The organism is Subtercola sp. YIM 133946, from assembly GCF_036553535.1.
Classification (GTDB): domain Bacteria; phylum Actinomycetota; class Actinomycetes; order Actinomycetales; family Microbacteriaceae; genus Subtercola.
The window spans coordinates 1-16,666 of the sequence record NZ_JAZHPE010000008.1; the positions used below are offsets into that span (position 1 = coordinate 1).

At 68.7% G+C, this 16,666-nt stretch carries 17 protein-coding genes; 4 read left to right on the top strand and 13 right to left on the bottom strand.

The window, feature by feature from the left end:
• Positions 1 to 163: 163 nt before the first annotated feature.
• The 3 genes from acs to V3W46_RS01480 all read right to left on the bottom strand — a co-directional run bounded on the left by acs (position 164) and on the right by V3W46_RS01480 (position 4,326).
• A complete protein-coding gene (gene acs / locus V3W46_RS01470) occupies positions 164 to 2,221 on the bottom strand; it encodes an acetate--CoA ligase (protein ID WP_443069910.1) in 2,058 nt (685 codons plus the stop codon).
• A gap of 280 nt (positions 2,222 to 2,501) precedes the next feature.
• Complete coding sequence (locus V3W46_RS01475) at positions 2,502 to 3,134, bottom strand: nitroreductase family protein (protein WP_331781309.1); 633 nt, start codon at positions 3,132 to 3,134, stop codon at positions 2,502 to 2,504.
• Between the two features lie 100 nt (positions 3,135 to 3,234).
• Positions 3,235 to 4,326 carry a threonine aldolase family protein gene (locus tag V3W46_RS01480; RefSeq protein WP_331781310.1) on the bottom strand — a complete coding sequence of 364 codons (1,092 nt, stop codon included), beginning with the start codon at positions 4,324 to 4,326 and terminating at the stop codon, positions 3,235 to 3,237.
• Positions 4,327 to 4,478: 152 nt separating this feature from the next.
• Here V3W46_RS01480 and V3W46_RS01485 point away from each other — a divergent pair, with 152 nt between their 5' ends.
• Positions 4,479 to 4,649: a hypothetical protein gene (locus V3W46_RS01485; RefSeq protein WP_331781311.1), complete on the top strand. Its 171-nt coding sequence runs from the start codon at positions 4,479 to 4,481 to the stop codon at positions 4,647 to 4,649.
• A gap of 12 nt (positions 4,650 to 4,661) precedes the next feature.
• A complete protein-coding gene (locus V3W46_RS01490) occupies positions 4,662 to 5,057 on the top strand; it encodes a nitroreductase family deazaflavin-dependent oxidoreductase (RefSeq protein WP_331781312.1) in 396 nt (131 codons plus the stop codon).
• A 28-nt stretch (positions 5,058 to 5,085) separates the two neighbouring features.
• On the opposite strand, the gene V3W46_RS01495 is transcribed toward V3W46_RS01490, so the two are convergent.
• From V3W46_RS01495 to V3W46_RS01540, 10 genes are all read right to left on the bottom strand, one after another.
• A complete protein-coding gene (locus V3W46_RS01495; RefSeq protein WP_331781313.1) occupies positions 5,086 to 6,522 on the bottom strand; it encodes a DUF6421 family protein in 1,437 nt (478 codons plus the stop codon).
• A gap of 235 nt (positions 6,523 to 6,757) precedes the next feature.
• On the bottom strand, positions 6,758 to 7,198 hold the full coding sequence (locus tag V3W46_RS01500; protein ID WP_331781314.1) for a hypothetical protein: 441 nt from the start codon (positions 7,196 to 7,198) through the stop codon (positions 6,758 to 6,760).
• 9 nt (positions 7,199 to 7,207) lie between these two features.
• The gene (locus V3W46_RS01505) at positions 7,208 to 7,639 is read right to left on the bottom strand and encodes a nuclear transport factor 2 family protein (protein WP_331781315.1); all 432 of its coding nucleotides are present in this window, start codon (positions 7,637 to 7,639) and stop codon (positions 7,208 to 7,210) included.
• A 96-nt stretch (positions 7,640 to 7,735) separates the two neighbouring features.
• Positions 7,736 to 8,755, bottom strand: coding sequence for an adenosine deaminase (gene add, locus V3W46_RS01510; RefSeq protein WP_331781316.1), 1,020 nt, complete (start codon positions 8,753 to 8,755; stop codon positions 7,736 to 7,738).
• Entirely contained in the window at positions 8,752 to 9,783 is a 1,032-nt protein-coding gene (locus tag V3W46_RS01515) for a nucleoside hydrolase (protein ID WP_331781317.1), read from the bottom strand. The genes add and V3W46_RS01515 overlap by 4 nt, the downstream gene beginning before the upstream one ends.
• Complete coding sequence (locus V3W46_RS01520; protein ID WP_331781318.1) at positions 9,780 to 10,544, bottom strand: nucleoside phosphorylase; 765 nt, start codon at positions 10,542 to 10,544, stop codon at positions 9,780 to 9,782. Before V3W46_RS01520 ends, V3W46_RS01515 begins: the two co-directional genes overlap by 4 nt.
• A gap of 2 nt (positions 10,545 to 10,546) precedes the next feature.
• Positions 10,547 to 11,440 carry an ABC transporter permease gene (locus V3W46_RS01525; protein ID WP_331781319.1) on the bottom strand — a complete coding sequence of 298 codons (894 nt, stop codon included), beginning with the start codon at positions 11,438 to 11,440 and terminating at the stop codon, positions 10,547 to 10,549.
• Positions 11,440 to 12,327 (bottom strand): ABC transporter permease, encoded by an 888-nt coding sequence (locus tag V3W46_RS01530; protein WP_331781320.1) that lies wholly within the window; start codon positions 12,325 to 12,327, stop codon positions 11,440 to 11,442. The genes V3W46_RS01525 and V3W46_RS01530 overlap by 1 nt, the downstream gene beginning before the upstream one ends.
• Positions 12,320 to 13,156, bottom strand: coding sequence for an ABC transporter ATP-binding protein (locus V3W46_RS01535; protein ID WP_331781321.1), 837 nt, complete (start codon positions 13,154 to 13,156; stop codon positions 12,320 to 12,322). The genes V3W46_RS01530 and V3W46_RS01535 overlap by 8 nt, the downstream gene beginning before the upstream one ends.
• Positions 13,157 to 13,283: 127 nt before the next feature.
• Positions 13,284 to 14,423, bottom strand: coding sequence for an ABC transporter substrate-binding protein (locus V3W46_RS01540; RefSeq protein ID WP_331781322.1), 1,140 nt, complete (start codon positions 14,421 to 14,423; stop codon positions 13,284 to 13,286).
• Positions 14,424 to 14,598: 175 nt separating this feature from the next.
• On the opposite strand from V3W46_RS01540, the gene V3W46_RS01545 reads away from it, so the two are divergent.
• On the top strand, positions 14,599 to 15,198 hold the full coding sequence (locus tag V3W46_RS01545; RefSeq protein WP_331781323.1) for a TetR/AcrR family transcriptional regulator: 600 nt from the start codon (positions 14,599 to 14,601) through the stop codon (positions 15,196 to 15,198).
• A 26-nt stretch (positions 15,199 to 15,224) separates the two neighbouring features.
• A complete protein-coding gene (locus tag V3W46_RS01550; RefSeq protein WP_331781324.1) occupies positions 15,225 to 16,643 on the top strand; it encodes an NtaA/DmoA family FMN-dependent monooxygenase in 1,419 nt (472 codons plus the stop codon).
• The last annotated feature ends 23 nt before the right edge of the window (positions 16,644 to 16,666 follow it).

The window sequence follows — 16,666 nt, forward strand, 5'->3', positions numbered from 1 at the left end:
CACCGTGGTTTCGATACGGCCCTGCGGGCCTACTCAACCGGCGGCCGCCGCCCCCCGCCCGCCCGCTGGTTGAGTAGCGCGGAGCGCGTATCGAAACCCCCCCGACGGCACCGTGGTTTCGATACGGCCCTGCGGGCCTACTCAACCGGCGGCGGCGGCGGGGTTAGTGGCGGGTGGCCAGAATGGCCGCGATACGGGCCGGCACGGTCTCGTCTTGCAGGGAGGTCGTGTCGCCCAAGGGGCGGGCGTCGACGAGGTCGGCCAGCAGGCGGCGCATGATCTTTCCCGAGCGGGTCTTCGGCAGGTCGGGCACCGCCACCAGGTCGCGCGGCTTGGCGATCGGCCCGATCTGGTGCGCCACGTGCGACCGCAGAGCGTCGGCGAGGGTCACCGACAGGGCCGCCCAGAAGGCGGGGTCGGCGGCATCCCGAGCCGACACCCCGGCCGAGGGGATCACGAACGCGGCGATCGCCTCGCCCGTCGTCGGGTCGCTGACGCCCACGACACCGGCCTCGCCCACGGCCGGGTGCGACACGAGGGCCGACTCGATCTCGATGGTCGAGAGGCGGTGGCCCGACACGTTGATGACGTCGTCGACGCGGCCGAGCAGCCAGATGTAGCCGTCGTCGTCGTACTTGGCACCGTCGCCGGCGAAAAAGTAGCCGCGGTCGGCGTAGCGGGCGAAGTACGAGTCGCGGTACCGCTCGGGGTTGCCCCACACGGTGCGGGCCATCGAGGGCCAGGTTCCGTCGAGCACGAGGTAGCCGCCCTCGCCGTGCGGCACGGTGTCGCCCGCCTCGTCGACGATGAGCGCCGTGAGACCGGGCAGCGGGATGGTCGCCGAACCGGGCTTCAACACCGTGACGCCCGGCAGCGGCGCGATGATCGCCGAGCCGGTCTCCGACTGCCACCACGTGTCGACGATGGGGGCGCGGCCCCCGCCGACGTTCTCGTGGAACCACACCCACGCCTCGGGGTTGATCGCCTCGCCCACCGTGCCCAGCAGCCGGATGCTCGAGAGGTCGAACGACGGCAGGCGGCCGTCGGCGAACCACGTCATGAACGTACGGATGAGCGTCGGCGCCGTGTAGTAGGTGGTCACGCCGTAGCGCTCGATGATCTCGAAGTGCCGCCCGGTGTGCGGGGTGTTCGGCGTGCCCTCGTAGATGACGCTCGTGGCCGCGTTCGAGAACGGACCGTAGAGAACATAGGTGTGCGCCGTGACCCAGGCGAGGTCGGCCGTGCACCAGTACACGTCGTCGGGCTTGGCGTCGAAGGCGGCCCAGTGGCTCCAGCTGGCCTGCGTGAGGTAGCCTCCGCTGGTGTGCACGAGGCCCTTGGGCTTGCCGGTGGTGCCGCTCGTATAGATGATGAACAGCGGATGCTCGGAGTCGAAGAACTCGGGCTCGTGCGTGTCGGGCGCACTGTCGACCACGTCGTGCCACCACATGTCGCGGCCCTCCCGCCACGGAATGTCGGGCGTCAGGTCACCGGTGCGCCGGATGACCAGCACATGCTCGATCGTGTTGACCCCGCCCTCGGGGCCGGCCACCGCCTCGTCGGCGTTCGCCTTGACGGGTACGGCCGTGCCGCGGCGGTACTGCCCGTCGCTCGTGACGAGCAGCTTCGCTCCCGTGTCTTCGACCCGGAACTTCAGGGCCTCGGCCGAGAACCCGCCGAACACGAGCGAGTGGATCGCCCCGATGCGCGCGATCGCCAGCGTCACGACGATGGTCTCGGGGATGACGGGCAGGTACACCACCACCCGATCGCCGGCCACGACGCCCAGGGCGGTGAGGGCGTTCGCGGCCTTCGCCACGCGACGCTGCAGTTCGGCGTAGGTGATCTGCTCGCGGTCGCCCGGTTCTCCCTCGAAGTTGATGGCGACGCGGTCGCCGAGCCCCGCGTCGACGTGCCGGTCGACGCAGTTCACCGCGACGTTGAGCCGGCCGCCCACGAACCACTGCGCCTCGGGCACGTCGAGCTCGGGGGCATCCGCGCGCGCCAGCGCCGGCTTCCACGTGTGGGCCGTGCGCCATGGCGTCTGCCAGTCGAGGCGCCGGGCCTGCTGCTCCCAGTACGCGACGGGGTCGGCGGATGCCCGCTCGTACTCGCCCGCGTCGACGTTCGCCTGGGCGCTGAACCCAGCGCTCGGCGGGTACAGCCGGTTCTCGGTGAGCAGGTTCTCGATGGTGGCGAAGTGGGCGGATTCGGCAGTCACGGGTACGGGGGTCGCGGAGTCGGCGGTCACGGGTTCGGCGGTCACCGTTTCGACGGTACCGGCTCGCCTCCCGTGTCGCTGCCGCAGGCGTCACGCACGGTAACGTTCCCCGCCGCTGGTTGAGTAGCGCGTAGCGCGTATCGAAACCGGGGTTGCGTGCGGGTGGGTTTCGATACGCGGCTGCGCCGCTACTCAACCGGCGTAGGTGCTGGTTGAGTAGCGCGTAGCGCGTATCGAAACCGGGGTTGCGCGCGTATCGAAACCCGAGGTGCGGGTCGGGTCAGTCGTTGACGACGACGATGTCGGCCAGGGGCTTGCGGCTGCGCGGGGCGACCTCGCGCTCGCGCGACTTCTCGTCGGGCAGGTTGTCGGCCGCAGCGACCGTGCCGAGGGCGGTGACGGTGACGGGCTCCCAGCGCTCGTCGAGACCGAAGGTCTCGACGAGGCCCGCGACGTCGATGCCGCCCATCTGGTGCACGTGCAGACCGTCGGCGTGCGCCTGAACAGAGAGGTGCGCCATGGCCTGGCCGAGGTCGTAGTGCGCCCAGCGGCGGGGCGTGCCGTCGGCGTCGATGACCTCGGCGACGGCGACGATCAGCACGCTGGCGTTCGGGGTCCAGGCCTGGTTGAAGCCCATCAGGTTGGCGTTGATCAGGTCGAACGTGGCGGTGCCGCGGCGGCCGACGATGAACTTCCACGGCTGGGAGTTGCCGGCCGACGGCGACCAGCGGGCGGCCTCGAGGGCGGCGGTCAGCACGGCCTCGTCGATCTCGCTGTCGGGCTCGAACGAACGGGGGCTCCAGCGCTCGGTGAGCACGTCGAGAATCGGAACGCTGGTCTCGGCGGGGCGGTCGAACGCGGCGCGGGGCGCGGTGGCCGCGGGAGAGCTGGGGGTGGTGTCGGTGAGCGTCATGGCTGGCTCCTTCTCGGTGGGTGTCGATCAGGCGCCGTTGCCTCTGATTGCTTAAACCAAACTACCGCCGGGTTATTCCATACATGCGCATGTTCTTCGATCAGGCCGGCAGCAGGCCCGCCAGGGCGGCTGCGAACGCATCGACGTCAGCCTCCGTGGTGTCGAACGCGCACATCCACCGCACTTCGCCGGTGGCAGGGTTCCAGTCGTAGAAGCGGAAGACCTCACGGAGCGCGTCGGCCACCCCGGGCGGCACGATGGCGAACACCGCGTTCGACTGGGTCGGCCGCGTGATGGTGACCCCGGGCATCCGTTCGACTGCGGCGCGCAGGCGCTGCGCCATCGCGTTCGAGTGCGTCGCCGACTCGAGCCACAGGTCGCCGTCGAGCAGCGCGATGAGCTGGGCCGATACGAAGCGCATCTTCGAGGTGAGTTGCATGTCGAGCTTGCGCAGGTAGCTGAGGCCCTCGGAGGTCTGCGGATTCAGCACCACGACCGCCTCGCCGTAGAGCAGGCCGTTCTTGGTTCCGCCGTACGACAGCACATCGACGCCCGCATCGGTGGTGAACGCGGCCAGCGGAACGCCCAGTGTGGCGGCGGCGTTCGAGATGCGTGCGCCGTCCATGTGCAGCGTCATGCCGTGGGCGTGCACGTGGTCGGCGATGGCGCGCACCTCGTCGGGCGTGTAGCAGGTGCCGAGCTCGGTGGTCTGGGTGATCGATACGGCCAGCGGCTGGGCGCGGTGCTCGTCGCCCCAGCCCCACGCCTCGCGGTCGATGAGGTCGGGCGTGAGCTTGCCGTCGGGCGTCTCGACGGTGAGCAGCTTGAGGCCGCCCACGCGCTCGGGTGCGGCGTTCTCGTCGGTGTGGATGTGCGCGGTGGCCGTGCACACGACTGCACCCCAGCGCGGCAGCATCGACTGCAGGCTGAGCACGTTCGCGCCCGTGCCGTTGAAGACCGGGAACGCCTCGGCCTGCTCGCCGAAGTGCCGCTTCACGACCTGCTGCAGGCGGGCGGTGTAGAGGTCTTCGCCGTACGCGACCTGGTGGCCCTCGTTGGCGGCGGCGATGGCCGCCACGACCTCTGGATGCACGCCCGCATAGTTGTCGGAGGCGAACCCGCGCCACGCCGGGTCGTGCAGCCGCGTGGCCGGGTCGAAGGCGGGCGTGGTGGTGGTGGGTGCGTCGGTCACGTCATCCAGTCTCTCGCACCCGGCACGCACACGTCTTGCGTTCGGCGCAACTGCCATGCGGCTGCCCCGGTGCGCCGCAGGCGCCCCCCACCCCCGTCGGCTTCCGTTGCAGAGTCATTGCGGCTATTCTCAGGCCAACGGGGAGGTGGCAGATGCGAGCGATCAAGAATGCGATCTTCATCGTCGTCACGATCGCGATCCTCGCCGTGGTACTCGTTCCGCTCACGATGGCGGTCGCGCACATGGTTCCCGGTTCGCCGGCGATCGTCACCGGTCCTGCGCCCGACATCCCCGGGCAACCGGCCGCGACCTTCGTGCCCTGACGAGGTCGTGCGATGACGGTTCGGTCGGGCATCCGGAGCGCGTGGCTCGCGCTGATCAAGCGCACGCTCAATCGCCTCACCCTGCGCATCGCCCGCTCGTCGCGTGGGCCGTTCACGATCGTGCAGCACGTGGGGCGGCGCAGCGGGCGAACCTTCGAGACGCCGATCATCGTGCAGCCGACCGCGGGCGGCTTCGTCATCGCGCTGACCTACGGGCCCGACGTGAACTGGTTCCGCAATGTCGTGGCGGCCGGGGGCTGTGTGCTCGTGCACCATCGTCGGCGGTACACCGTGGCCGGCATCGAGCCGATGGATGCCCGGCAGGCCATCGCGGCGTTCCCCGTGCCGCAGCGGTGGATTCTCACGGCGCTGCGGCAGGAAGACTTCGCCCTTCTCGTGCGCGGGTAGCGGGTGAACGGCCTGCCGGCGTCTGCCGCTACCGGCCGGGGAGGCCCGCGCCCGTGATTCCCGCCGTGCTGTCGATGACGCCGGTCATCTTCTTCTCGAGCGCTTCGTAGAACATCGAGAGCGGAAACTCGTCGGGCAGCACCGCGTCGGTCAGGCCCCGTGGCGGCCCGTCGAGGGGCAGGGCATCCGGCCCCTTCGCCCACACCGACGCCGGGTTGGGCGTGACGACCGACGACACGAGCTGGTAGGCGGCCAGCCAGTGGGCGGTCTTCGGGCGGTCGATCGAGCGCCAGTAGAGGTCGTCGATGGCGTCGCTCAGCGCGATGACCTGTTCGGCCACCTCGGGCCAGTCGATCGTGAGGCTGGTGTCTGTCCAGTGCAGCACGTGGCGCTGGTGCAGCCAGGCGAACAGCAGCTGGCCGCCGAGGCCGTCGTAGTTCTTCACCCGGCTGCCGGTGATGGCGAACCTGAAGATGCGGTCGAACAGGATGGCGTACTGCACGCGCGCGGCCGTCTCGACGGCCTGCGGTGAGGAGACCGAGTCGGCCCCGGCCCGCTCGATGCGCACGGCCTCGCGAAACGCGGTGAGGTCGCAGCGCAGCTCTTCGAGCGTGTACAGGAAGTACGGCATGCGCTGCTTGATCATGAACGGATCGAACGGCAGGTCGCCGCGCATGTGCGTGCGGTCGTGAATCAGATCCCACATCACGAAGGTCTCTTCGGCCAGCGCCTGGTCGTCGAGCAGCTGCTGTGCTCCGGCCGGCAGCTCGAGCCGCGTCACCCGGGCGGCCTCGCGCACGACCACGCGGAAGCGCGCCGCCTCGCGGTCGGCGAAGATCGCGCCCCAGGTGAAGGTCGGAACGGCGCGCATCGTCACGGTCTCAGGAAACAGCACGGCCGAGTTCGTGTCGTACCCCGGCGTGAAGTCGAGAAAGCGTATCGGCACGAACAGAGCGTTCGAGTAGTCTCCCGCCTCGAGGCCGGCCACGAACTCGGGCCAGATGACCTCGACGGCGACGGCCTCGAACACCTTGTCGGGGTTGCCGTTCTGTGTGTACATCGGAAAGACGACGACGTGCCGCCGGCCATCCACCCGTTGCTGCTCGGGGTGGAACGCCGTCAACGAGTCGAGAAAGTCGGGCACGCCGAACCCGTCGTTCACCCAGCGCTCGAAGTCGCGGATGCTCGCTCGCAGGTACTCTGCATCGTGCCTGTAGTCGTCGGCGAGGGCCCGCAGACTGTCGATCACCCGGTCGACCAGCTCATGCACCTCACGGCTGCGCGCCGACACCGCCGGATCGACCGACCCGTCGGCCCGCTGATACCCACGCAGGCTCGTGACTGCGCTCTTCAGTGCCGCCCACGCCGCCGGCAGGTTCGCGGATGCCGCGTCACCCTCGAAGGCCAGAGCGTCTTCGACGACCTCGGGTTCGCCGGTGATGGCGTCTGGTGTGTAGTGAGACATGAGAACCTCCGTTCGTGCATCGGGCGGGGCGGCGGGTGGGGTGTCGCTTCGCGCATCCCACGGTCGGGGCGTCGCCGTGGTGTGGTGCGCAGTGGGTGGGAGTCGCGAGCGTTCCCCGTCGTGCCTCGACCCTATGCAACTTTCGGCCGCGATTTCGTGTCGCGCTGGCGGCTTTCGTGCATCCAGCCCGCCGCCGCGCGGCTTTCGTGCGCGGGCGGGCCTGCGGCGGGGCGGGTCAGCGGGTGCGGCCGAGAAGCAGGGTGACGCGCAGGCCGTGGCGGGTGGGGGCGATGGCGGCGGGGATGCGCGGGGTGCGGCCGGCCTCTTCGAGGCGGGTGAGGGCGTCGATGACGGGCGCCTCGAGCCCGCGCGGTACCCAACCGACCACGTCGGTCATGCGTGAGTCGACGAACAGACGAACGAGGATGGGGGCGTCGGTGCGTTCCTCCTCGGCCGTGCGGCGGGCGACGAAGGCTTCGACCTCGACCGGCTCGCGGCCCTTCGAACCGACGCGGCCGAGCACGTCGCGCAGCACGTCGGCGCTCGGGTCGCTGCCGGCGAGCTGCATGGTGACGCGCGCGTTCTTCGGAACCATGTTGTAGCCGTAGTCGCCGAGCTTTCCGCCGCCGGAGTCTCGCTTGCCGAAGGGGCTGGGTTCGCCGTCAGCGGGGGTCATGCCACAATTTTACGTGGCGCGCTGCATGTACCATTCCGTGAAGTCGGTGGCCCGGCCATCCGGTGCCAGCCTGATCACCCACAGGTTGTCGAACGTGCGGTTCTCGCGCGGGTAGACGGTGACGGCCTGGATGGTCGCGACCTCGGGCGTGATGGCGAGCGGCTTCCACTCGAACGACATGTCGCCGGGCAGGTCTTTGATCTCGGTCCAGCCGGCGACGATCGCGTCGTGACCGACCCACGGTTCGGCGTCGGGTTCGGTGCGGTAGCTGGCGTCGGGCGTGAACAGCGCGCGGATGTCGTCGGGCTCGTTCGACTCCCACGCTGTCTCGTAGCGGTTGATCCAGTCGGCGACGGCGAACGCGGCGGCCTCGTCGGCACTGACGCCGTCGTGGCTGGGCGGCTGCACGGGTGGCAGGTCTTCGATCGGTGTGTCTGTCATGCACCCGTTATACCCGCCTGGCCGAACGGATGCCCGGGGCTTGCGCTGTGGGCGGGCGGAGTGGTCACCCCTGCCGTCGCGCGCCGCCCCCCGGAGTCAGCTCGCGAGCCAGGCGTCGATGGCCACCTTCGACCGCGCCTTCAGCTCGGCCGAGCCGCCGCCGCACTCGATCGAGCTCCACGCGCAGGCGGCCAGCTGCTCGTCGCTGAGCCCGAGTACGGTGCGGCTCAGCTCGTACTCGGCGAGGATGTTCGGCCCGAACAGCACCGGGTCGTCGGCGTTGATCGAGCAGCGCACGCCAGCCTCGAGCAGCACGCGCAGCGGGTGCGAGTCGAGGTCGTCGACCACGGAGAGCAGCAGGTTCGACGTGGGGCAGACGTCGAGGCAGATGCCGTCGGCGGCGAGCCGCTCGAGCAGCTCCGGGTCTTGTACGCTCGTCACGCCGTGCAGGATGCGGTCGGCGTGCAGCACCTCGACGGCTTTCCACACCTGCCCGGGCCCGGCCAGCTCGCCGGCGTGCGGCGTCGACAGCAGCCCGGCCGCCCTGCCGATGGCGAACGCCTCCTCGAAGTTCTCGGCGGGGTAGCCCCGCTCGTCGTTGGCGAGGCCGAGCGACACCACGCCGCGTCCGGCGAACGCAGCCGCAACGGCCGCGTAGGCGTCGGCGGTCTCGACGCTCTCGGTGCGGTCGACGGTGATCATCAGCCCGATCTCGACGCCGTACTTCGACCCCGCCTCGGCGCATTTGTCGATGAGCATCTGCAGGGCATCCTCGACTGACCCGAAGGCGTCGATGTAGAAGTGCGGGCTCGCGCCGAACTCGACGTAGACGACGCCCTCGCGCGCGGCGTCTTCGACGGCCTCGTCGATCAGCCGGAACAGGTTCGACGGCGTGGTCAGCACGGCCAGCATGCTGCGGTAGGTCTGGCTGAACACCGAGAAGTCGCTGTAGGTGGTCGACAGGTCGGGCATCGGAATCTCGATGCCCGCCGTTGCTCCCATCTCTTTCAGGGTCTCGGCGCGGATGGCCGCCTCCATGTGCAGGTGCAGGTGCCCCTTGGGCAGCAGCGCCAGATCGCGGGTCGAGGTTCGGGTTTCGGTCGCGGTGTCGGTCATGGGCGTGCGCCTCCTTGGATCAGGGCTGAGATGAATGCGGGAAGAAAGTCGGGCGAGACGGCGGTGACGGCGATGGTGTCGCCCACGGGCTCGATGGCCCACGGTACCGCACGGCCCTCGGCGGTCTGCATGATGCGCGCCCGGGTGGTGAAGCCGTCGTGGGTCACGTTGGCGGGCCCGGTCACGGCGGCGGCGATGAACTCGGGATGCACGAGCAGCGCAGCGGCGAGGCCGTCGTGCACGGGGCTCACCCGGCGCCCCCAGGCCAGCCGGTAGAAGTCGAGGTACGACTCGAGGATGTTCGCCGCGAACTCGCCCGTCGGCGTGCCCGAGCGGTGCAGCGCCACCACGTCTTGTTCGTCGGTGACCACCTGAGCGGTGGCGTTGACGCCGACCATCAGCCGCCGGTTCGCCGGAGCCGAGAACACGAGCCGTGCGGCGTCGGCATCGTTCTGGATGTTCGCGTCGAACATGTCGCTCGCTCCGAGTGCGGGGAACGGACCGCTGCCGCCCATGATCGTGATCGAGGCGAAGAGGGAGAGCAGATCGGGTTCGGCCTCGAGCGCGAGCGCGACGTTCGTCAGCGGCCCGAGCGTCAGCAGCTCGATCTCGCCCGGATGCTCGCGGGCCTGCTCGACCAGGTACTCGGCGGCGCTCTGCGGCAGCAGACCGGTCGGCATCGGCCGCTGTTCGGCTGAAAGCACGTCGCCGAGCCCGTCGTGGCCGTGCACGTAGTGAGCGATGTGCGGCTCGGCATTCAGGGGTTTGGCCGCGCCCCGGGCGACAGGGGTGTCGCCGCGGCCCGCAAGCGCGAGCACGTACGCGATGTTGCGCAGTGAGTCGTCGATGACGCAGTTGCCGTACACGGCCGTGACGCCGACGAGCTCGACCTCCGGCTGGGCGGCGAGGTAGAGCAGCGCGAGGGCGTCGTCGATGCCGGTGTCGGTGTCGACGATGATGCGGCGCCGCGGGGCCGGTGACACGGTTTCGGCGGGTGCGGGGCCGGGCGCGGGCATCCGTTCGCTCACAGGTCGAGCGCCACGGCCGCGTCGAGCGCGGCAAGAATACTGTTCTGCCAGCCCGCCCTGAGCTTCGACGCATCGTGGTCGTAGAGGCTGGTGCCGTCGACCAGGTTCGACGAGCAGGCGCAGATCATTCCCGCGCGGAGGCCCCTGAGTCGCGCGACGACGTAGAGGGCCGAGCTCTCCATCTCGACGTTCAGGATGCCGAGCCGGTTGAGTTCGCCGATCCACTCGGGGGTCTCGGCGTAGAACGCGTCGTCAGAGGCGTTGATGCCCGACAGCACCTGGTAGTCGGTGCCGGCGCCGGGCAACGCGAGTGCGGCATCCTGCAGCGCCAGGGTCAGCCGCAGGTCTGGCACCGCCGGAAAGCCGTGGTGCGCGTACGCGGCCGTGGTGCCGTCGTTGCGCAGGGTGCCCTCGCTGACGAGCAGGTCGCCGGGGTTCACACCCGGTTGCAGGCCCGCCGAACTGCCGACCCGGATGAACGATGTGACGCCCACTCGGGCGAGTTCTTCGACGGCGATGGCTGTCGATGGGCATCCCATTCCCGTCGAGGTCGCCGTGATGAGCTTGCCCTTGTAGTAGCCCGTCATCGTGCGGTGCTCGCGGTTGTGGGCGACCTCGGTCACGTCGGTGAGAAACTCGGCTATCAGCGGAACGCGGAACGGGTCGCCCGGCAGCAGCGCGACCGTGCTCACTTCGCCCGGCGCGATGCCGATGTGGTACTGCCGGGCGGTGGTGCCTGCCTCGGCCTTGTCGACGATCACCGTTACTTTCCGGTCGACTTTCCGGCGTTCGGGCCCCACTTGGCCAACACGGCGGTCTCGACGAACGTCGCCACCGTGTAGAGCAGGATCGACACCACCGTGATGACCACGACGATGGCCCAGATCTCGTTGTAGAGCGACTGCGACTTGGCGGTCGTGATCGCGGCGCCCAGACCCTCGTACGTGAAGAGCCACTCGTAGAGCATCGCGCCGGTGATCGCGCCGGGAACGGCGATGCGCATCGAGGCGAAGAAGTAGGGCAGCGCGGTGGGGATGGCGACCTTGCGCATGATGGTCCAGCGGCTGCCGCCGTACACCCGGATCAGGTCGACCGACTGGGCGCTCACCGAGCGGAAGCCGAGCGTCAGGTTCACCAGCAGCGGGAAGAACACCACGACCCCGCCGATGAACGCCGCGGTCACCAGCCCGTTGCCGAAGATGAGGTAGATCACCGGAGCCATCGCGAGCAGCGGTACGACGCGCAGCAGCATCGCGATGGGCATGAACATGAACTCGATCGGCCGGATGAGCGTGAAGGCCACCGAGATGACGATCGAGCTGCCCACACCGAAGATGAACCCGATCAGGGCGTGGAAGAGGGTGACCCAGAGCAGCCCCGAGATCAGTTCGCGGTTCTCGGCCGCGGTGGTCTTGCTCTTCGGCGCGTCGACGAAGAGATAGTTCCACACGTCGACCGGGGTCTTGGCGATGAACGGGTTCGCGTGCAGCACCTGGATGGCGAGGCTCCACAGCAGCACCAGAATGGCGCTCGAGATCGCGATGGTGAGCACGGTCGTGCCGATGCGCCGGAAGACGTACCTGACGGTGCTCGCCGTCTGCTCGCTGACCATCGGGCGCGAGACCATGGGCGCCTGTGCGGGTGCGGCGGTAGCCATCAGAAACCTTCCCCGGCGCGACTGTCGCCCGCTGACCATGGCGTGATGAGGTGGCCGATGCGGCCGATGACGAAGTAGGCCAGCCCCGCGATGCCGCCACAGATGAGCGCGAGCGCCCACAGCTTCACCGAGGCGGCCGTGGCCTGGGCGGCGAGCAGCAGGATGCCGATACCCGAGTCGACCCCGAGCAGGAAGTATTCGCCCAGCACCGCGCCGAGGAAGGCCGCCGGGGCGGCCAGCTTCAGGGCGGCGAGGATGCTCGGCACGGCGGCGATCAGGCGCACCTTGCGCAGCTGGGTGAACCTCGACCCGCCGTACGCCTTCACGACGTCGAGCTGCGTCTCGCTCGCGGCCCGCAACCCGAGCAGGGTACCGATGACGGTGGTGAAGATGACGCTGAGCGCGGCGAGGAAGATCGAGGTGGTGCGGCTGCCGGCCGGCGAGAGCAGGGTGACGATCGGGGCGATGGCGGTGAGCGGGATGCACGAGCAGACCACGGCGAGCTGAGTGCTGAGCCCCTCGAACCACGGAATCAGCAGCACGATGAACGCGAGGAAGAACGCGATCAGGTTGCCCCAGATGAAGCCCCACATCGCCGACATGCTGGTCTGCGCGATGGCGTTCCAGTACACGCTGTCGGTGAGGTCGTGCACGAGCTGCACGAACACGTCGAGCGGTGGCGGAACACTGCCGGTCACCGAGAAGAAGGTCACGGCGACGAACTGCCAGACGAGCAGCAGCACGACGACGCCGATGATGGCGCCGATCCACGGCGGCATCTGGTTGAACGATCCGAGGAACGAGCGGCGGTTCGCGCCCGTGGCTTCTTCGGCGCCGAGCGCGATGCTCTCGGCGTACCCGGTCTCCTGTTCGCGCAGATCAGTCATCGGAGGCCGCCCCGTGGGCGCCGAAGAGAATCTCGGAGATCTGGTCGACGTAGGCGTGGAACTCCGGTGAGCGGGTGAGTTCGGGCAGTCTCGGCCGCGGCAGGTTGATCTCGACGACCTCGGCGATGCGGCCGGGCCGGGCGCTCATCACCGCGACGACGTCTGACAGGAAGACGGCCTCGCCGATGCCGTGGGTGACCATCAGGGTCGTGGCGGGCTTCTCGCCCCAGATGCGCAACAGCTCCACGTTCATCCGTTGCCGGGTCATGTCGTCGAGCGCACCGAACGGTTCGTCGAGCAGCATGATCGTCGGCTCGACGGCTAGGCAGCGGGCGATCGACACCCGCTGGCGCATGCCGCCCGAGAGCTGGGCGGGTTTGGCGTTCTCGAAGCCCTTGAGGCCGACCAGGTCGATCAGCCCGTCGATGAGGCCGGGTGCGGGGGTGATGCCGGCGACTTCGAGGGGCAGGCGGATGTTCTTCGTGACCGTGCGCCAGGGCAGCAGTGCCGAATCCTGGAAGGCGATGCCGGTCTCGTGCCCACGCTGGATCTCGGTGGCGTTCTTGCCGTTCACCACGACAGAGCCGGCGCTGGGCTTCTCGAGTCCGGCGATGATGCGCAGGATGGTCGACTTGCCGCAGCCCGAGGGGCCGAGGAGCGACAGGAACGAGTCTTTCTTCGTTCCGAGGTCGATGGCCGAGAGGGCCTGCACCGACTTGCGGCCGAGTTGGAAGGTCTTCGTCAGCCCTTGGATGTTGATGCCAGAGGCGAGCTCCGGCGTTTGTGCGGGTGTGCTTGTCGCAAACCCGGCGACCGACGAGATGGCCATGTTTCCCAGCTTTCTTGTGAGTGGAGGGTTTCGATACGCACCTTCGGTGCTACTCAACGAGCGAGCCGCCGCTGGTTGAGCAGGCCTGCGCAGCGGGCCGTATCGAAACCCACCCCCGTCGACCCTCTTAGGCCGTCGGGATGGTGAAGGTGGTGATGAGGTCGGGGTTCTCGGCGTAGACCTCTTTGATGAGGCTCATGTCGAAGAGCTGGTCGGCCGTGACGGTGGTGCCCATCGACGTGAGCGACTTGATGTTCTCGGCGATCAGATCGTCGGTCATCGTGAACAGGCCGTTCGAGTTGACGTCGGCCGTGACGATGAGCGCGTTCTGCGCCGTCGCCTCTGCGGTCTGCTCGGTCTGGTCGAGGTCTTGGTCTGCACCGTACTTGGTGACCGCGTACGTCGCAGACTGGGCGGGGTCTTTCACCGCGTCGGTCCAGCCCTTGATCTCGGCCACCAGGAACGCCTTGAGCAGGTCGCGCTTGTTGTCGATCGAGTCCTGCGTCACCGTGAAGGTCTCGGCCACGAACGGCAGCCCGTTGTCGGCGAAGCCCAGCACGACAGGCGTGAAGCCGTCTTTCGCGGCCAGAATCGGCTCGTTGGTGGTGTACGACATGTGCGCGTCGTAGGCACCGGTCTCGAGCGGCGAGATGTCGTACTGGGTGGTCACCAGGGTGACATCGGCGTCGGTGAGGCCGTTCGCGGCGAGGAAGCCTTCGAAGATGGTCTGGTTGCCGCCGGACTGCACGCCGATCTTCTTGCCCTTGAGGTCGGCGACCGTCTTGATCGGGGTCTTCTCGGCCAGCGAGAGCAGGCAGAACGGGTTCTTCTGGTACGTCGACGCGATGATCTTCAGCGCGGCGCCCTGCTCGACCGAGGGGCCGGTGATCGACGGCGACGAGAGGCCGACGAGGGCCTGGCCCGAGAGCAGCGCCTCTTCTGCGCCGGTCTGTCCGCCACCGGCGAGCAGGGTGACCTCCTGGAAGCCGGCGTCGGTGTAGTAGCCCTTCTCGGTCGCGAAGTACTCACCGGCGAACTCGATGTTCTTGATCCATGAGAGCTGCAGGGCGATGGTGCCGAGGCTGCCCGGGGCGGCGCTGGCCGCACCGGTCGAGCCTGCGGTGCTGGCGGTGGTGCTCGATCCCGAGCTGCAGGCGGCCAGTACGGCGGCACCGCCGACGGCCATGGCGCCGAGCCCGCCGATGCGCAGAAAGTTGCGGCGGTCGAACTGCCGAGTCATGACGGGAGGAGGGGTGAAGGCGTTCATGAAGGCTCCAGACGGTCGGGTTTCGCAGGGGTGGTGCAGCGAAGTGCTGTGTGACGCACGCCGAAGAGCACGACGTGTTCGCTTTATCCGTGAAACGCTAGTTCGCGATTGTTACCGGAGCATTTCGGCGGTGTTGCCTTCGCCGCATGAGCCTTCGAACCGTTAGCGTCAGTGCATGACTGACGACGGCCCAGACCGCAGGCAGCTGCTGCTCGAGAGCATCGTCGATTTCGTGCTCGAGAACGGTGTCGCCCAGCTGACTCTGCGCGGCCTCGCGAACGCCGTCGGGTCGAACAACCGCATGCTGCTCTACTACTTCGGCAGCCGGGAGGAGCTGATCATCGCCGCCCTCGCCGGCGCCGAGCAGCGCTTTCCCGGCATGGGCCGCATGGTGGTGCTGATCGACGACGACTCTCTGCCGGTCGGCGATCGGCTGCTCGAGGCGTGGGCGATTCTGGCCGACCCGCAGAACCTGCCGCTGCACCGCCTCTTCTTCGAGATCTTCGGCCTGGCCGGCTTCGAACGCCAGCGGTTCACCGCCTTTCTGGGTGCGGTCGGCACCGAGTGGGTCGAGCACCTCAGCACCGCGCTGGCGCGCCGGGGGGTGACGGATGCCCAGGCCGACCTCTTCGCGCACGAGGCCGTCGCTCTGTGGCGCGGTTTTCAGGCGACGCTGCTCAGCGGAGGCGACCCGCAGCTCGTCGACCGTTCCGCCCGCGCTGCGACGCACGCTCTGGTCGATCGTGTTAACACTGTGTTTCCGGGCTCGCTTTGATATGAACCGTTTGGTTCAATGAGGGCATGAAGCAAATCCACCTGGGTGTATTCGAAGTGGCCGGCCCGCAGGTCGGCGGCACACTGAGCTGGCCGCATCCGCTCAGCGAATCGGTGCGCTACCACGAACTCGACCACTGGATCGGCATCGCCAAGCTGCTCGACGGCGCCGGTTTCGACTTTCTCTTCTTCGCCGACGGCTACGGTTTTCCGTCGATCGACGGCGACCTGCCCGAGATGGCCGCCCGCGGCGGTATCAACTTCCCGTCGATGGATCCGGCGATGATGATCGCTACGCTCGCCCACGAGACCGAGCGCCTCGGCTTCGTCGTGACGAGCTCGACCGGGCTCGATCATCCGGTGCAGACCGCCCGCCGGTTCGCGACGCTCGACCACCTCACGCGCGGCCGCATCGGCTGGAACATCGTCACCGGGGCGTCGCAGAACACCGTCGCCGAGCTGTTCGGCCACGAGACCATGAAGGCGCACGACTCGCGCTACGACCAGGCCGACGAGTACCTCGACCTCGCGATGACGCTGTGGGAGGGGTCGTGGGAAGACGATGCGTTCGTCGCCGACCGCGACGCGCAGATTCTCGTGCACCGCGACAAGCTGCACCGGCACACCTTCGAGGGCGAGCACTTCCGGTCGACGGGGTACTTCACCGTCGACCCGTCGCCGCAGCGCACCCCCGTTCTCTTCCAGGCCGGTACCTCGGCACGCGGCCGCGCCTACGCCGCCCGCAACGCCGAGTGCGTGTTCGTACAGGGCACGACGGTCGAGCAGACGGCGTTCAACGTCGCCGACATCCGGGCGAAGGCGGCCGAGTGGGGCCGCGACCCGAACTCGCTGAAGATTCTCGTGGGGCTCACCGTCACGGTCGCACCGACCCACGACGAGGCCCTCGCTCTGCGCAAGGAGTTCGACGACCTGCAGACCGACGAGGTCGCCGCAACCCTCTATGCCGGTAACACCGGCATCGACCTGCTCTCGCTCGACCCCGACCGCGACCTCAGCCAGATTCTCGACGCCGGCGGGCCCATCGGCCAGATGGGGCAGAGCAATATCGACCGGTTCGTTCCGAAAGACGGCAGCCCTGCTCCCACCGTGCGCGAGATTCTCGCGCAGCTCTCGGGGCGCGGAACGCGCGGACTGCAGCTCGTCGGCAGCACCACCGAGGTCGCCGACGAACTCGAACGCCTCATCGACGCCACCGACCTCGACGGCTTTCTGCTCGAGCCCATCTTTCCGCCCGGCGACCTCGTGGCTTTCGCCACGCTGGTCGTGCCCGAACTGCGCCGCAGGGGCCGGATGCCCGCCGAACCGGCCACCGGCTCGCTGCGCGAGCAGATGCTCGGCCGACCGGGCGCCCACCTCTCGGCCGATCATCCCGGCACCCGCTTCACGGTCTCGCCCGCGCCGGCCGACGCCGTTGTCACAGACTGACCCTCCGAAGGTCGCGCGGCGCC

Coding starts and splice junctions, on each gene's coding strand:
- V3W46_RS01475 (WP_331781309.1), bottom strand. CDS start 3,134: ATGACGCTCACCGACACCACCCCCAGCTCTCCCGCGGCCACCGCGCCC.
- V3W46_RS01485 (WP_331781311.1), top strand. CDS start 4,479: ATGCGAGCGATCAAGAATGCGATCTTCATCGTCGTCACGATCGCGATC.
- V3W46_RS01490 (WP_331781312.1), top strand. CDS start 4,662: ATGACGGTTCGGTCGGGCATCCGGAGCGCGTGGCTCGCGCTGATCAAG.
- V3W46_RS01495 (WP_331781313.1), bottom strand. CDS start 6,522: ATGTCTCACTACACACCAGACGCCATCACCGGCGAACCCGAGGTCGTC.
- V3W46_RS01500 (WP_331781314.1), bottom strand. CDS start 7,198: ATGACCCCCGCTGACGGCGAACCCAGCCCCTTCGGCAAGCGAGACTCC.
- V3W46_RS01505 (WP_331781315.1), bottom strand. CDS start 7,639: ATGACAGACACACCGATCGAAGACCTGCCACCCGTGCAGCCGCCCAGC.
- add (WP_331781316.1), bottom strand. CDS start 8,755: ATGACCGACACCGCGACCGAAACCCGAACCTCGACCCGCGATCTGGCG.
- V3W46_RS01525 (WP_331781319.1), bottom strand. CDS start 11,440: ATGGCTACCGCCGCACCCGCACAGGCGCCCATGGTCTCGCGCCCGATG.
- V3W46_RS01530 (WP_331781320.1), bottom strand. CDS start 12,327: ATGACTGATCTGCGCGAACAGGAGACCGGGTACGCCGAGAGCATCGCG.
- V3W46_RS01535 (WP_331781321.1), bottom strand. CDS start 13,156: ATGGCCATCTCGTCGGTCGCCGGGTTTGCGACAAGCACACCCGCACAA.
- V3W46_RS01540 (WP_331781322.1), bottom strand. CDS start 14,423: ATGAACGCCTTCACCCCTCCTCCCGTCATGACTCGGCAGTTCGACCGC.
- V3W46_RS01545 (WP_331781323.1), top strand. CDS start 14,599: ATGACTGACGACGGCCCAGACCGCAGGCAGCTGCTGCTCGAGAGCATC.
- V3W46_RS01550 (WP_331781324.1), top strand. CDS start 15,225: ATGAAGCAAATCCACCTGGGTGTATTCGAAGTGGCCGGCCCGCAGGTC.